Consider the following 15,043-nt stretch of genomic DNA (forward strand, 5'->3'; position numbering starts at 1 on the left):
AGCTTGAGCAGCGATAACACCTCTGAGAGCGGGTCCATGCAAATCCGTACGATCAAACCAGTAATACGAACTTAAAGAATATATCGTACGGCCCTCTTTTGCTATCGTGACGACTATTGGTAAGAAGAAACGCGAGCGTCCCTCGTTGAGATAACTTATCCATTCACATCAAAGGAACAGCTATGAAAATTTTCCTAACCGGCGCGACCGGGTTTATCGGCACTGCCCTGGTGCCCGAACTCATCAACGCGGGTCATCAGGTGCTTGGGCTGGCGCGATCGGATGACGGGGCGAAACGGCTCATCGCCGCCGGGGCCAAGGTGCATCGCGGCAGTCTGGAGGACCTGAATAGCCTGCGTCTTGGCGCAGCCGGAGCTGACGGGGTGATTCACTGCGCTTATGACCATGACTTCTCGACGTTCGAGGAGAGCGGCAAAAAGGAAAGCCGGGCCATTGACGCCCTGGGTTCCGCGCTCATCGGCACGGATCGCCCGTTGGTCATCACCTCGGTAACCGCTATGGGTGCGGCGGCTCCAGGCCGGATCGCCACGGAGGATTATTATATTCCCAACCATCCTATCCCCCGTACCCCTACGGAAAATGCGGGAGCGGCCGTTGCCGATGGGGGGGTGAATGTGTCGGTGGTCCGCCTGCCGCAGGTGCATAATAAGGTCAAGCAGGGTCTCATCAGCCAGCTTATCGGCCTGGCTCGCGACAAAGGGGTATCGGCTTATGTCGAGGAAGGAGTCAACCGCTGGCCGGCGGCGCACCTGCTGGATGTGGCGCGTCTCTATAGGCTGGCGTTTGAAAAGCATGAGCCGGGCAGCCGATATAACGCGGTGGCAGAGGAAGGCATACCCCTGCGCCAGATAGCGGAAGCCATTGGCAAACTGCTGCAAATCCCTGTGGTCAGCATCCGTGTGGAAGAAGCCCAATCCCATTTCGGCTGGCTGGCCATGTTCGCCGGCATGGATATGCCCGCGTCAAGTCAGCTGACCCGGCAGCGCCTGGGGTGGCATCCCACCGGTCCGGGACTGCTCAGCGATCTTGAGCTGGATGCGCGCACGGATACGCAGGGTGGGAATTTTTAATCATGGGTACTGTTGCCATTTATCTTTGGATATACTTGCCGCAGAGATTCAATCATTTGGCATAGTGTATGGCTTATATATTAGGTTTGCCGACTCCGTCGGATTATGCGGTCCTGTCCACCTGGGTGGAGGATGCCACGGCCTGTATGCGCTGGGCAGGGCCTAATTTACCGTTTCCACTGGATGCGGAAAATTTGCCACAGTTACTGAATGGACAGGATGCGACCAGAAGGAGCTATATACTGTGTAACTCTGAGCGTCCTGGCGATCCCCTCGGATTTGGCCAGGTGGTACAAAAAGAATCCGGCATTAGCCATTTGGCCCGTATTATCATATCCCCGCAAACCCGTGGGAACGGCCTTGGCCGGGTTCTTTGCCAACAGCTTATCGCCAAAGCAACCGAAGTCAGCAGCATGAACCTATTGACGCTCAATGTGTATCGGGATAATCAAAAAGCCATGGGGTTATATCTGTCCCTTGGCTTTGCCGAGGCAGATAAACAACCTCGTTCTGACATGGTTCTTATGCAAAAATTATTGAAGTGATGCGATGAATTTGCGTTTTTTCAGTCCACACTGCGGACTGTTAAATATAGCTTGCTGAAAGTGATAGATTCCCATAAATATAGCCACTCATCAGAAACACCGTTAATAGTGCAGTATTCATCTATATTCTGTAACGTCTTTCCTTGATATTTGCTAATCCAAAAATCTGTTTTATTCATTGCTACACGCACATATACCACCGATATTCTGAACAGCCGCTGCAAATTTCTCATGCCGATGCAAAAATACGTTGTCTCTGAAAGCACGGTTAGTTAATGTTTCCGCGCTTCTGCATAGTGAGCTAACACAGAGAATGAGGGCCGGTAAACCAACCACACAGCTAAGGCCCGGCCCCATATTGAAAAGGGGAAAGTCATCAATTCCTATTGCCTAAGGTCCAGTGCCTGCCTCCTGTAAATCAGCCACATAAATTTCAGACGCCACATAGCTGCCGTTTCCTTTTTCATCAACGCTAAACAGCCCGATGTCATGAAAAACAACCAAGCGATCAAAGGCATTATTGAATTTCATCGCCATCTGCTTTGGCTTGGGATGGCGGGTGTCGGAGATGAGCAGCTCAGCCAACGGCAGGCTGATATGGCCCAGGGAGACCACCGCGCCTTGGTTTTCCTCATCATGGATGCGGAATATTTCGATATAACCGTCGGAAAACCCTAGGGCTACCAGTGCGTTCAGCGAAGAAAACGCCACGCTCGCCAGCCTTCCCATACCGAAGCTTTCCGTGGAACAAGGCCGGCTGCGTTGCAGTTTTATCTGCCGGTCGCCGAAGGTATCATCCAGTACAACTTCATGGGTCAATGTACTGCCATCACGCCGGGTATAGCCAAGAAAACGCTGGTCTGGGGAAACGAAGTCCGGCTGGTAGCCCTCAGGAGTGCCGCGGTGGGGATTATCCTCGCCCAAAAAAGACCATCCATCATCCCAGGGAGCAAACAGGTCGCCGGTGTCGGTTACCCACCACTCTTTGCCCGGGACGCACGATCCGTCCAGGCTTGCCTCTTTATAGGGAAAGAGATCCTGTGACGCGAGCGGTGAGCCCATAGACGGCATGCTGTAAAATAACGCCGCCTCCGTATGGGACGTGCGGATATGAATCAGTACTACAATACTGCCGTCCGGCGACGTAACAATTTCATCTATCTCCTGATCGGTATTATGGCGATACAGCGGGGTCTTAACCCCATCCGGCGTTTGCGCCCAAATCTGGCCCTCAAGATCGATCCAAAATATCGGCTGCTGTGTTTTCGATAAGGCGAATTTTGTGACTATCGTCCGTTGGCTGGCATGCTCCAGCGCCGGCAGCCAGCGGCGTAGACTGCCTTCGGGGTCAAGCGGCTTGACCGTCACCCCCTCGCGTTCCAGCAGCAAGGCATAGTCTTTCTTTTGCCACTTATGGCCATCGATGTATTCCTTGTCGCTGATAAAGAGCTGCATATCGGGTCGCCGGGCTATCAGTAATGGCGCGGGCAAACGCCAGACGCGGCTCTCGTCCTGCCGCCATTGCCGATGGCTCCAGGCGCTTCCTAATGGTTTATGGGAACGGCAGAGCCAGACAACTTTCTCCAAAGTGGTCCAGAGTGAAAGCGCCTGAAAATCATTTTTCCACTCAACCTTCAGGTGGCGATCCATGCTGAAAGCGCGCAGCGCCACGCTGGTGGCATGCAGCAATTCATACCGGCGTTGCACGTCAAGGCGCAGCAGCAGCGCCACCTGGCGTAAACGGGTGTACAGGTCGGACTCCGGCAGCGGCAAAGTATCAACGTCGCTATAATCCATCCCGCACAGTGTCGCCAGGGTAGGATAGATATGATTGGAATAAGTTCGTATCGCCAGCCGATCAAAGCGGGAACGGGGCTCTCGTATGCCATTATTTTTCGCGGGTAAATGGTCTTGGATATCGACAATATCAAAACTACCGGTAAATAACTCGTAACGGAGCGTCCAATACTTGTCGCCAGATTTATCCCCGTTCAGGGATAAGGTATGGTAAATCCCATTGAAATGGGCGATATGTAAAATACGATCGCCTATTTTCAGGAACATTTTATTACCGTAGCAAAATGCGCCGTTAAACAGCGGTGGCAACAGAAAATCAATATGAGGTTCTTGCGTGGCCTGCGGGTTGTCTTCAATTTTCTTTCGTAGTGATTCGCCGATATGGTGGGAATTGGAAAGCTCTACCGGCGAGGCGAAAACAAAATCGCCGCCGTCTATCACATAGGCCACGCGAAACATCGGGGCGGCGGGTTCGCTGGGATGGCGCAACAAGAAGGTGCAGGCGTTTTTTTCGATTGAGAGATAATAATCCGCCTCGCCGATCTTGACGCTCAAATCCTTTTCGTTATGGATATTGGCGTAGTAGCTCAAAATACCATCGTCATTCAAGGTGTAATTATGGAGCAACCGACGCCAGTCCTGAACCCGCGGCAATGTCAAATCCCGTTTGCGCCGATGCCGCAAAGGAGACAATTTCAGCCTGAAGGACCGGTCGTCAATTCCGGGCTCAATCATCGACACCCGCTCGCCCTTCACGTTTGTTTTCGCCAGCCAATCGTCGCTGTTATCCAGGGCTTCAGTGTTGCCGGTCTGATGATCAAGGACCCAGCGGCGGTGATTGACTTCAAATGCCGACCATTGCCGATCGCCGAACTCCAGCATATGAAGCGGGTATACCACCAACACTTGAATAGGCAGATTGCTGGAGAGCGACCAGTAATAGGGGTTGCTTTGCGATGATGGCGCGTACGCATTCTCATCCAGCCGCACGGCGGGATGGCGGTAGTCTGTCAGCAGGCAGCGCGGGTTATCGCCGCTGTACAGGCAAAAGTATTTTTTATAAATGCCGAACCGACTATGAATATCCAGTTGGGCAAACATTAAATGGCCGTCCGGCATGCGTTCCCCGGTTTCCACCGCTACCATGCTGCTGTTTTGTATTTGCAAAACCGAGTAATCGGTACCTTTTATTGTCAGGGTCAGGGGAGTATTGCCATACGCGTCATAGAGAATCGTCCCCTCCAGATCGAGACTTTCGGTAACGATCTTGGGTAATTCCCCTGACACTTTGATAAGCCTAGACTTTAACGCGCCGAGTCCAACTATCGTTTTGCCGAGCACCGCCAGATAAAGCCCCTTGCTCACGATGCTCAATGAGCGCAGGGCGGCAAAACCCGGGTCCAGGCTATTGAGCGCCTGTTTGCCCATGACATCCGCGAAGTGCCTCATTGAAGAGCTCGTACCGACGATACCGCCGGCAATCTGTACTGAGGTAGGCACAACATTGCGGAAGATTTCCTGATTCGAGGCGCTGAACATCGGCCCCCCTAACGTTTGACCGGCCCCCACCATTCCTTCCCTGAACAGGCCCAGCCCGGCCTTGACACCGGTAAAGAACAGAGGTAGCCCCACCAGGGCCCCGTCCACCAAACACTCGGCAAAGGCTGCTTGATGCTGGTTATCGATAATGGAATTGATACAGCTGTAAAAGGGAATAACGTATCCGGCCACCGTGTCCAAAACCTTTGTCGGCACAGACTCGCCGCCGGTATAACCCCTGGTGTGGATTTGCAGCCGATAGGATTGATAATGGCGCTCGGCGAAGTGCTGCAGGAAAAGCGCCACCGTCTCGTTCGACCGCTTCATCAAGCTGGCGTTCAGCATCGAGGAGATGGCAAGCTTGAATTGAGAAATTATCGCCGGCGCCGGCCAATCCACCATAAAAGGTTTTAGGGCGCTGTAATCGTGATGCCCAAGTTTGAGTTCACGCAGAAGGTAACCCTGGGAAGTGGTCTGCAGCGTAAACAACCGTTCGGTATCACCCTGTTTGGCCTGGAAAAAAAGCGCATCCGGTTTGCCGAGGTGTTGGAAGACAACGCTGGAATAAAACATATCCTTCGGCCGGCGGATCAACTCCAGCTTGGGGATGACCCATTTGATCTCCGACCGCTGAAGAAAGCGCAAATCATCCGCCTGTAACGTCTCATCCCGGACGTCGCTGGGCATAAAGGCCACAGACAGCAGGGCGTTATCCAGATCCCGGATCGAACCGGCAAAGGCATCCACTTGCTGTTGATAAAACGTATCCAGACTGGGCACCCGCTCGCCGTTATCCAGACAGTAAAAACCGGACGGCGACAGCAGCAGTTGCTGGACGGATGTCTGCGCGCTCCGCTTGGTATGTCCCTTGGGGAGGCTCAGCGTCACCAACCGGGCATCCGCGCTGCCGCAGGATTGTTTAATCAATTCCGCCGCCGCCGCCTCCCTGCTGCGCCAGGCGGGCCGATGATAAGCGGCCTGATAGTGCGTAAAGCCGTTATACAGGTTACCGACGGTGAGATGACGGGCCTCCAGCTCGGCTTTTAACGCGTCAAAGGCAGCGTCAACGGTATCGGATGCCAGTATTTCCCCTAAACCCAGATCCGGCCGCGCGCGCAGAAAATACAGCAGCAGCCCCAGATACATAATCGGCTCCACGCCGGAGGCCAGCACGCCCTGGCGATACATACCCACCAACCCGAGACCCAGTTCGATCAGAGAATAATAGGACATCGATTTGAGCTTATCCGGATCCTCCTGAGTAATTGCTCGGGCGCCGAATTGCAATAGGGTCCAGGTCAGACTGCCGACCCACAGATTATCCAAATCAACACTCGTTCGGGTATCGTTATTACCGGCTTCCTGAACATCCGACTGGGCATACAGGCTATTGAGATAAAATATGGGGACTTCAGGGGCTTCGTAATTTTCCCTCCATAGCCGTTGATGAGTCTCATACCCCGCAGGATAGGGCCAGGATTGCACTATTCCGGCAAATTCCTGGTGGGTAATATGGCGCTGGGCGTCAAATAGCTTTACGACACGCAGAACGATGCTCTCCTCACCATAAATAAAACGGCACAAAGCCTGCGCAATCAGGCTCCGTTGTTGCAGGGGTGTAAGGTTCTCGCCCCGTCGCTCGCCGTAAAGATGACTGCCGTACAGGGTCAGGCGGGCAACATCCGGAATAATGTCCGGTAACCGATCGACGCTTTCAATCAGTTTGGCGCCCAACGGCTTGACATCGACATTTTCGGGATCCACTTTTGCCGCCGCTTTTTTATTTAAATAGATTCCGAGCATGTATTGCGGATCGGAACGGGCAAACCGGGGTGAAGGCGCCGCTTCGCGCTTTACCTTTAAGGAAGAACCTTGTCTCCGCGTCACGGCATGATCATGGCGACGGTTCCCCGACGAAGAGGCATATTGGGATGCCTGCGGCTCTATAACGAGGTCTCCTGACATCTTTGGCGTTCGACCGGCGTAGATTCCCGCCAGATTATTATCGCCGGTGGGCAACGTTGCCTGCGTCTGCCCTTCCCTTTGCCAAGGCGACAACACCATCAGGGCGCAAATAAACCGTTCCGCTAAATTTTTAGGCTTTGCCGGCAATCCTCCTATAGCAGACATGGGGCTGCAATGAGTCACTTTCTCACTCTGCAGACTTTGCGCAAGGTAATAAAGATCGCGACCGGTTAAACGATCATTGTTCCGGACATTGCCATGGTTAATGGAATATGCCGCCGTGAAATACTGATTAAGATATTTTTTAGGGGTATCCCCCTGGAGACCCTGATAGGCCGCTGGTGAAAGGATTGACCGATCAATGTTATTCATCATATTGAGTACCTATCTTATTTCCAGGCATTGTATATTTTGATCGCAGCGTATAAAACGATGGCCAAATTAACCTTATTCAAGGAATGACTATAGTGGCAGAAATATTAATTAAAATAGATTTATCCAGGTTTTTTCTTTGTTAAAGATATCAATAATACAATATAAATACATTCTTATATAGAATTACATATCGTGTTTTGCAGAATAAACTGAATTGCTATAAAATATATCATCTCTGACTGATTATAGAATTCAAAGACATTTATTGTTAAAGAGATATTTCCAAGAAAAATCTCGAAAAGCGATTTTTTACGTGCTTTTGAACTTCAATATTACATATCCATGGCGATAATTTATTACCCCCGAAATATAACAAACCCGTCGGCAAAATTATTACATTGGCGAAAGGCTGTTTCACCGGCCGGCTCACAATAAACGTCTCGGCGGCTATCGCAACGTTGATTCTTACGCATCCCTTCAGGCTTGGTTTACCGCCACAGTCAAGGGGTTTGTACAGCGGTATGGGAAAATTCGGTCTTGAATAACTCTTTCAGTTATTTTGAACATATCAGCCAAAAAATTTTTCTGGACTATTTTATTAATGCTCGTTAATATTAGTTCATCGAAAGCAAAAAGCTTTCACCCTTACAACGAGAACACAGGATACCATCATGAAAAAGACAATCGCAGCACTCGCACTCATCGCCGCCATGGTCGCACCGGCAGTCTCCATGGCCGCCCAGAACGATTATCAGGATTATGCCCATACCTACCCGGTAAGCCAGGGCAATGCCCATCATGTTAACACCGCTGAATAACAGCCCGGCTAACTGATACAAAAATTTTCATCATATCGCCCCTCCCTGGAGCATCGCTACTGGGGAGGGGCTTTTATTTGCAGGTAAGCAGTAATTCACGCTCAATAAAGACTGACCTCCATTCTTTTTTCACTTGAATACCCCTCGCTCAACAGTTGGTACTTCGCCAGCGCTTCACGGCTGTTTTTTGCCAGAACGTGCAAATGTGAAATGGCGAAACTCTGGCATAATGCCGCACGTATAATTTCTCCGGCGTCCGGATCGTCCAAAGACTGCGGGGTTACCACTTCCCCTTTCAGTAAAAAGATAAAGCGTTGTTTTGACATCATGATCTCCTGAGTAAACCCCGGTAGTAACCAGTGCGGGACGTGATGGTTATCACATGTGCGCGCCCTGAGGCCCATAAAGAGTAGATAGCAAAAAGCGATTTAAATATAATCACTTATTCTCTTCTTTCGATAACCAATTGGAATGGATACTCTGCTCTTGCGTGCCTTTGTCCTGTTGGCGGAGACACAAAACTATCGTGAGGCGTCGCAACGGCTTTTCATTACCCAGCCTGCGCTGTCAAAAAAGATCAAACTGCTGGAAAACGAGCTGGGCCTGACCCTGTTTGTCCGGGGAAGACACGGCGCTCAACTGACCCATGCTGGAGTGCTGCTGCTGGAGAAAGCGCGTGAACTGGTGGAGCAAGGGGAAGCGTTGCGGCATTATGCTCTCGATATTGCGAAAGGGACCAAGGGAAATCTGGCCATCGGTTTTGGCATTTCCGGCATTAAAATCGCGCCGGACTGGGTGGCGCGCTTTCGCCGGGCTTATCCGGATGTCATCGTCAGCCTGGAGGATATTTCTTCCACCCAACAGACCGCCCAACTGTTATCCGGCCAGCTGCAATTGGCTTTTATGCGCATGCCGGTGGAACCGCCGCTTACCGGACTTAAACTTATTTCCGAATCACTGGTGCTGGCGGTGAAGAAAAAAACGGTACCGGCAACCACCGACCTCCAGGACTATCAGCTCATTGCTTCGCAGCCCTTTATCCAACTGTCTGCGGAAAAAGGTCCGGGCCTGTTCCGGCAAATAGAACTGTTTCTGGAATTTAACCACATCGTTCCAAATATCGTGCAGCGGACGCGGGACCTGCAAACCATGCTGGCCTTGGTGGTCGCCGGTGTAGGCGTAGCCGTCGTGCCGGAAAGTACGGTTTATATTGCCCCCGAAGGCATAGATATGATCCCGCTGCGGGGCCCTTATGCCCATTGGGACGTGGGAATGTTTTGGAACCCCGCCCTGGCGGATCCGCTGCGGGATCTCTTTATCGCCATGGTGCAGAGTGCCAATGAAGGCGACCCGGCGGCATGACGGCTGTGTTTACCTTCGCCCTTGATAAACACTTCAACGAGATTAATTTATCTCAAACCCTGGTTAGGCTTCGATGGTGAAAATTCTGTGATCAATTTCACAGAATTCAACGTCTTTAACATAGTATGGTAGTATGGAGAGTAAATGAGGATCATTATCAGATAACATCTCGTTAAGGAAATTTTGAGGCCATGCTGAGAATTAGATCATATCCATAGTATTTATAATAAGGTCAAGAGTATGGCGCATATAATGCCTTTATTGTGGGTTTTAGTCGGGATAGCGTTGTTGGTAATATTGATTGTTAAAGTCAAAATGCACACTATTTTGGCGTTAATGGTCTCGGCAATTTTTCTTGCATTTGCCGAAGGAATGCCCATCGATAAAATAGTCGCCACGATACAAATGGGGCTAAGCAGTATTTTAGGCACGCTAACCCTGATTGTTATTTTTGGCGCCGTGATCGGTAAATTAATGACGGAATCCGGTGCATCGCAGCAGATTTCCGATACTATTATCAACCTGCTGGGCGTGCGCTACCTGCAATATGCATTGTTGATCATCGGTACTATTTTCGGCATGGCCATGTTTTATGAGGTGGCGTTTTTGATTACCGCGCCGCTGGTGATAAGCATAGCGAAAAAAGCCAATATTCCCTATATGAGATTAATTGTGCCTTTGGTGGCCGGCGCAACCATGGGGCACAGCATTTTTCCGCCGCAGCCGGGACCGATGGCGTTAACCACCGCGTTTCATGCCAATATCTCGCTGGTCTATATCTTTGGCCTGATAGTTATCATTCCCTCCATAATCTGTTCCGGCATCATATTGACAAAATTCATTCCGGGCATCGATAAAATGCCGCTGGGTGACATTATGGCGCCCCCCGAGTTCAAACCCGCCAACGAGTTGCCGGGGTTCGGCATCAGTTTATTGGTGCCGTTGCTGCCTGCCATCTTGATGATTTTCTCGTCAATCATCCGGCTGATAGTGGATAAAGATAGCGAGCTGTTCAAGGTGGCGGCCTTTCTCGGCAGCGCCGAAATCAGCATGCTGATTGCCGTGCTGGTAGGCATTTTCGCACTGGGCGTTTTAAGGGGAAAAAGCGGCCAGCAGATTACGGACACCTTAAGCGTCGCCATCTCCGGCGTATCAAACGTGTTATTGGTTATTGCCGCCGGCGGCATCATGAAAGAAGTGATTATCAACACCGGCGTCGGCAACGCCATTGTCAGCATGGTGGGGAATATTCCGGTTTCGCCGCTGATTCTGGCATGGCTCATTACCGTCATAATCCGTATCCTGACCGGGCAAGGCGCCGTAGCCGCCATCACCGCCGCGGGCATTGTGGCGCCCATGATTGATGCTTTCCACGTCAATCCGGTCTTGATGGTACTGGTGTGCGCGGTGGGCAGCAATACCATGACATTGATGTATGACGGCGGGTTTCTTTTATTTCAGCAGTCATTCAAGATTTCCATGAAAGACACCTTTAAAACCTGGGGATTATTGGAGCTGGTAAATTCTCTGGTGGGGCTGGCGGTGGTGATGCTGCTGAGCCTGTTTGTCCACTGAACACCAGCGGACCTAGCAGACCTTCGGCCACGACAAAGTCTCCCGGTTTATGACGTCGGTTATCATAGCCACATACGATGGCGGGACGTGTCCCGCCCTAGCATGGTGCGGTAATAGCTTACCCGTCCCTGGGAGGGCTTTGCTGGAAGGCGTCCACAAGAAAATTGATCTTGGCGCGGGTCTTGGCCGGGGACGCATTGCGGGTTGAGTCTCAATACACCCCTGGCATCGGCCCGCTGCGAAGCCAGCAGATTTTCAACGTCACCCAGCGCCGGCAACAGCCGGTTTACCATCTGTAGTTACTGCTGCCACGCCTCGGTCAGACTTGGCTTACGCGTACTCCGCTGGAATAACCCTGCCCCCAGGGGCGTCTCCAGCGCATCAAGATGCTTGGTGGCCATGGCCGGCACTCCTGCTGCGGGCGCCATTATCCTGAGGGAAGGCACCCCAATCCGGCCAGGGTCTCCTCCACCGCCTGATCAAGCGGGGTATGGGGCTCGCTGCCCAGCAGCGCCGTCAGACGTCGGTTGTCCAACCTGACCGGGCGGCGCCATAAATAGCGCATCTCCAGCAATTCCCGCAGGGTGGGCGCCAGGGGGGAAGCCAGCCGCACCAGCCACCAGGGGAAGGTACGCAGCGCCGGTTGTCCTCCGTGGCGCGCCACAACGCGGCTTATGGCCGATGCCATTTGCGTGCCGTCGGCATCCCAATGGCCGCCCATATGAAACGTGGCAAAGGGCGCGAGGGAGTTCCCGCGGTCCAGCAGCGCCGCTATGGTGTTCGCCATGTCCGGCAGAAAGCACCATTGATGGCCGACACCGCGGTCGCCGGGTTGGTTGATACGCTTCACGGCCCGTCCCGGTGCGATCAAGCCCTGCGAGAACCAGTTATTGGCGGCCCGCGGCCCGAAGAAGTCCCCTGCCCGTACCACTATCGCCCGGGCGCCCTGCCCGGTGGCCGCATACAAGCGCCGTTCCAGTTCGACGCGGATGCCGCCCTTGCGGGTCAGCGGGTGCTGCGGGGCATCTTCATCCAGTAGCGGAAAGGCATCCGGGCCATAGTTGTAAACCGTGCCCGGCAGCACGATGGTGGCGCGCCCAGCGATGGCGGCGGCAATGGTATTATCGATCATCGGCAGGACCAGTTCCCCCCATCGGCGATAGCCGGGGGGATTAACGCCGTGCACAATGACGCCGCACCCTTGGGCCGCCCGCCGTACGTCATCGCTATTCATGGCATCGCCGCGCAGCCAGGTGATGCCGTCGTGCCCTGCCCCGGTATCCGGCGGCCGGCGATGCAGCGCCACAACCCGCCAACCGTTGTCGCGAAGCCTGCGGGCCGTTTCTCCGCCGATACCGCCGGTGGCGCCCAGCACCAGGACCTGTTTTCTCGAATTGTCCGTTCTCGTCATTTTTCATCTCAGTCTATTGGCCAATGGAAAGAGTCTGCCGCCGCCGGTAGTAAAAAGAAATTGTTGATGATAGCGTATCGGCTATATATTTATGTATGGTGACGGGAGCGAAGAGGTATGTCTGACGCTATCGGATGGGAGCTTTACCGTACCTTTCTCGCCGTGCTGACCGAGGGGTCGCTTTCCGGCGCGGCGCGCGCCCTCGGCATTACCCAGCCTACGGCGGGTCGCCATATCTCGGCCCTGGAAGCATCGTTCCGCCAGCCGCTGTTCATTCGATCGCAGACGGGGCTGATGCCCACGGAAGCCGCGCTTTCCCTGCGCAGATATGCGCAGGACATGCGGGATACCGCGGCGGCCCTGGCGCGCGCGGCCACCAGCCGGGGCCGGGAGGTGACGGGTACGGTGCGCGTCTCCGCCAGCGAAGTCATCGGAGTAGAAGTGCTGCCGCCGATGCTGGCGCGGCTGGGGCAATCGCATCCGCAGCTCAGGATTGAACTGGTGCCCACCAACCAGGTGCAGGACCTGCTGCAGCGTGAAGCCGATATCGCGGTGCGCATGACGCCGCCAAAGCAGGAGTCGCTTATCGCCCGGCGAGTGGGGGAGGTGGAGCTGGGGTTGTACGCCCATGCCGGCTACCTGCGGCGGCGGGGCATACCGTCGGCGCCGGCGGATTTGATGGGGCATGCGCTGATAGGGTTTGACACGCAAACGCCCTTTTTGCGGGCCGCCGGCAAAGCGTTGCCGGAGTGGACACGCGAAGGGTTTACCTATCGCACCGACAGCGATGTGGCGCAGCTGGCGCTAATCCGCGCCGGCTGCGGTATCGGCTGGTATCAGTCGGCGCTGGCCGGACGGTCCCCGGAGCTGGTGCGCGTACTGCCCGCCCAGTGCCAGTTCAGGCTGGAAACCTGGGTTACCATGCATGAAAACTTGCGCAACAGCCCGCGCTGTAAAGCTGTTTTTGATGCGCTGGCGCTATGTCTTCAGCAGCATACGGCGGCGTAGAAAACAAGACCGGGGGCACCGCCGCCATGGATCCGGGTGCCGGTTTATTTGCCCAGCGTGGCAAACATGGCCACCACCGCTATGGCCATGACCGCCGTGCATATCCAGCCCAATACGCTAAGCCGGGTGGAGATGACAAATTTACCCATGATATCCTGACGCGCCGCCATCAGCATCATTACCACCATGATAGGCACGGAAATAACGCCATTGATTACCGCGCTCCAATACAGCGCCTTGATGGGATCAATGGGCATGAAACAGATTCCGATGCCAATCAGGGTCGACACGGCGATAATGGTGTAGAACTCTTTGGCATACTTGAATTTCAATTCCAGGCTGTTTGGCAATTTAAAGGCCCCGGCGGCGGCATACGCGCCCGAGCCGGCCAAAACCGGAATCGCTAGCATGCCGGTGCCAATGATGCCGGCGCTGAACAGCCAGAAGGCAAAATCACCGGCGACGGGGCGTAACGCGGTCGCCGCCTGCGCCGAGGTATGGATTTCAGTCACCCCGTGCATATGCAGCGTCACCGCGGTGGTTAAAATAATGGCGAAGGCCACGACATTGGAAACCGCCATGCCGATGAAGGTATCGATTTTAATCCGGCGGAAATTGGTTGTCGCCTGCTCGGGGGCATGTTTAATCGCCTCCGCCTCGTCATCGGCATGCTGCTCTTCCACCTCTTGCGAGGCCTGCCAGAAGAATAGATAGGGGCTGATGGTGGTACCGAAAATGGCGACTACTGTCGTAACATAGGCCGGCTTCCAGGATAAATGCGGCCAAAACGTATTTATCAAGACCTGTGTCCAGGGTATATGAATAATAAAAATGGTTGCCACGTAAGCAAGCAATGCCAGGGTTAGCCATTTCAATATTCGCACATAGCGTTTATAAGGAATAAAGATCTGCAGAAGTAATGATATTAAGCCAAACCCCACCACATACCAGCGGACGGGACCTTTTACCAATAAATTCAGCGCCCCCGCCATAGCGGCGATATCAGCGCCGATATTGATGGTATTGGCAATCAGCAGCAAACCCACGATGGTATAGAGCAGCCATTTGGGATAGTGTCTGCGAATATTGGTGGCGAGTCCATGACCGCTGACACGGCCTATTTTGGCGCTGATAATCTGGATACCCACCATTAGGGGATAAGTGAGCATCAGCGTCCATAGCATGCTGTAGCCAAATTGCGCGCCGGCCTGGGAATACGTCGCGATGCCGCTGGGGTCGTCATCGGCGGCGCCGGTAATCAAACCCGGCCCGAGTTTTTTCAACCAAGATTTCGACGGTTCGTTTTTATTATCTTCGGGTTTAACTTCCACCCCTTCCAAGCCCGTGGTATTTGACATATGACTCCAGAGCAGACCTAGGTATGTCCGCCCGTTTACTATTGCTCTCTTTTTAAACTTCTGCCTGGAAGGCTTTGCCGCTAATAGCAAAAAATCCATTTTGACTTTAGTTCACGGCTAATGAATATGCCACTGACAGCCCGGCTCATTTTGATATCAATGTGCTCTGGAGAATCGTATAAAAAAAAAGCTTATACAG

At 53.3% G+C, this 15,043-nt stretch carries 12 protein-coding genes; 7 read left to right on the forward strand and 5 right to left on the reverse strand.

From position 1 onward, the window contains the following. The first annotated feature begins 182 nt into the window (after positions 1-182). Together ACL2XO_RS20840 and ACL2XO_RS20845 are read left to right on the forward strand one after the other, a co-directional pair. Positions 183-1,091, forward strand: a complete 909-nt coding sequence (locus tag ACL2XO_RS20840; RefSeq protein ID WP_413741422.1) for an SDR family oxidoreductase — start codon at positions 183-185, stop codon at positions 1,089-1,091. A gap of 68 nt (positions 1,092-1,159) precedes the next feature. Beyond that, positions 1,160-1,636, forward strand: coding sequence for a GNAT family N-acetyltransferase (locus ACL2XO_RS20845; RefSeq protein ID WP_413741423.1), 477 nt, complete (start codon positions 1,160-1,162; stop codon positions 1,634-1,636). A 390-nt stretch (positions 1,637-2,026) separates the two neighbouring features. On the opposite strand, the gene ACL2XO_RS20850 is transcribed toward ACL2XO_RS20845, so the two are convergent. Continuing rightward, the gene (locus ACL2XO_RS20850; protein ID WP_413741424.1) at positions 2,027-7,312 is read right to left on the reverse strand and encodes a hypothetical protein; all 5,286 of its coding nucleotides are present in this window, start codon (positions 7,310-7,312) and stop codon (positions 2,027-2,029) included. A gap of 671 nt (positions 7,313-7,983) precedes the next feature. On the opposite strand from ACL2XO_RS20850, the gene ACL2XO_RS20855 reads away from it, so the two are divergent. After that, complete coding sequence (locus ACL2XO_RS20855; RefSeq protein WP_165934248.1) at positions 7,984-8,130, forward strand: hypothetical protein; 147 nt, start codon at positions 7,984-7,986, stop codon at positions 8,128-8,130. A 101-nt stretch (positions 8,131-8,231) separates the two neighbouring features. Here ACL2XO_RS20855 and ACL2XO_RS20860 read toward each other — a convergent pair whose 3' ends face one another. Beyond that, positions 8,232-8,459: a hypothetical protein gene (locus tag ACL2XO_RS20860; protein WP_413725286.1), complete on the reverse strand. Its 228-nt coding sequence runs from the start codon at positions 8,457-8,459 to the stop codon at positions 8,232-8,234. A gap of 142 nt (positions 8,460-8,601) precedes the next feature. Between ACL2XO_RS20860 and ACL2XO_RS20865 the strand changes: the two genes are divergently transcribed. From ACL2XO_RS20865 to ACL2XO_RS20875, 3 genes are all read left to right on the forward strand, one after another. Then, on the forward strand, positions 8,602-9,492 hold the full coding sequence (locus ACL2XO_RS20865) for a LysR family transcriptional regulator (RefSeq protein WP_132926499.1): 891 nt from the start codon (positions 8,602-8,604) through the stop codon (positions 9,490-9,492). Positions 9,493-9,732: 240 nt separating this feature from the next. After that, positions 9,733-11,067 (forward strand): gluconate:H+ symporter, encoded by a 1,335-nt coding sequence (locus ACL2XO_RS20870; protein WP_132926498.1) that lies wholly within the window; start codon positions 9,733-9,735, stop codon positions 11,065-11,067. A 170-nt stretch (positions 11,068-11,237) separates the two neighbouring features. Beyond that, positions 11,238-11,366, forward strand: a complete 129-nt coding sequence (locus tag ACL2XO_RS20875) for a hypothetical protein (protein ID WP_413741425.1) — start codon at positions 11,238-11,240, stop codon at positions 11,364-11,366. Here the strand turns inward: ACL2XO_RS20875 and ACL2XO_RS20880 are convergent, their stop codons facing one another. Together ACL2XO_RS20880 and ACL2XO_RS20885 are read right to left on the reverse strand one after the other, a co-directional pair. Beyond that, positions 11,367-11,468 (reverse strand): helix-turn-helix domain-containing protein, encoded by a 102-nt coding sequence (locus ACL2XO_RS20880; RefSeq protein ID WP_413741426.1) that lies wholly within the window; start codon positions 11,466-11,468, stop codon positions 11,367-11,369. Between the two features lie 26 nt (positions 11,469-11,494). Beyond that, positions 11,495-12,478 carry an NAD-dependent epimerase/dehydratase family protein gene (locus ACL2XO_RS20885; protein ID WP_413741427.1) on the reverse strand — a complete coding sequence of 328 codons (984 nt, stop codon included), beginning with the start codon at positions 12,476-12,478 and terminating at the stop codon, positions 11,495-11,497. 117 nt (positions 12,479-12,595) lie between these two features. Here ACL2XO_RS20885 and ACL2XO_RS20890 point away from each other — a divergent pair, with 117 nt between their 5' ends. Next, on the forward strand, positions 12,596-13,486 hold the full coding sequence (locus ACL2XO_RS20890; protein WP_132926486.1) for a LysR family transcriptional regulator: 891 nt from the start codon (positions 12,596-12,598) through the stop codon (positions 13,484-13,486). A gap of 44 nt (positions 13,487-13,530) precedes the next feature. On the opposite strand, the gene ACL2XO_RS20895 is transcribed toward ACL2XO_RS20890, so the two are convergent. Continuing rightward, complete coding sequence (locus ACL2XO_RS20895; protein WP_413725289.1) at positions 13,531-14,844, reverse strand: NRAMP family divalent metal transporter; 1,314 nt, start codon at positions 14,842-14,844, stop codon at positions 13,531-13,533. Positions 14,845-15,043: the final 199 nt, after the last annotated feature.

The organism is Sodalis sp. RH15 (assembly GCF_047324255.1).
GTDB classification, from domain to species: Bacteria; Pseudomonadota; Gammaproteobacteria; order Enterobacterales; family Enterobacteriaceae; genus Acerihabitans; species Acerihabitans ligni.

Bases quoted from the DNA above. Each gene is read 5' to 3' on its own strand.
- ACL2XO_RS20840 (WP_413741422.1), top strand. From the start codon at position 183: ATGAAAATTTTCCTAACCGGCGCGACCGGGTTTATCGGCACTGCCCTG.
- ACL2XO_RS20845 (WP_413741423.1), top strand. From the start codon at position 1,160: ATGGCTTATATATTAGGTTTGCCGACTCCGTCGGATTATGCGGTCCTG.
- ACL2XO_RS20850 (WP_413741424.1), bottom strand. From the start codon at position 7,312: ATGATGAATAACATTGATCGGTCAATCCTTTCACCAGCGGCCTATCAG.
- ACL2XO_RS20855 (WP_165934248.1), top strand. From the start codon at position 7,984: ATGAAAAAGACAATCGCAGCACTCGCACTCATCGCCGCCATGGTCGCA.
- ACL2XO_RS20860 (WP_413725286.1), bottom strand. From the start codon at position 8,459: ATGATGTCAAAACAACGCTTTATCTTTTTACTGAAAGGGGAAGTGGTA.
- ACL2XO_RS20865 (WP_132926499.1), top strand. From the start codon at position 8,602: ATGGATACTCTGCTCTTGCGTGCCTTTGTCCTGTTGGCGGAGACACAA.
- ACL2XO_RS20870 (WP_132926498.1), top strand. From the start codon at position 9,733: ATGGCGCATATAATGCCTTTATTGTGGGTTTTAGTCGGGATAGCGTTG.
- ACL2XO_RS20880 (WP_413741426.1), bottom strand. From the start codon at position 11,468: ATGGCCACCAAGCATCTTGATGCGCTGGAGACGCCCCTGGGGGCAGGG.
- ACL2XO_RS20885 (WP_413741427.1), bottom strand. From the start codon at position 12,478: ATGACGAGAACGGACAATTCGAGAAAACAGGTCCTGGTGCTGGGCGCC.
- ACL2XO_RS20890 (WP_132926486.1), top strand. From the start codon at position 12,596: ATGTCTGACGCTATCGGATGGGAGCTTTACCGTACCTTTCTCGCCGTG.
- ACL2XO_RS20895 (WP_413725289.1), bottom strand. From the start codon at position 14,844: ATGTCAAATACCACGGGCTTGGAAGGGGTGGAAGTTAAACCCGAAGAT.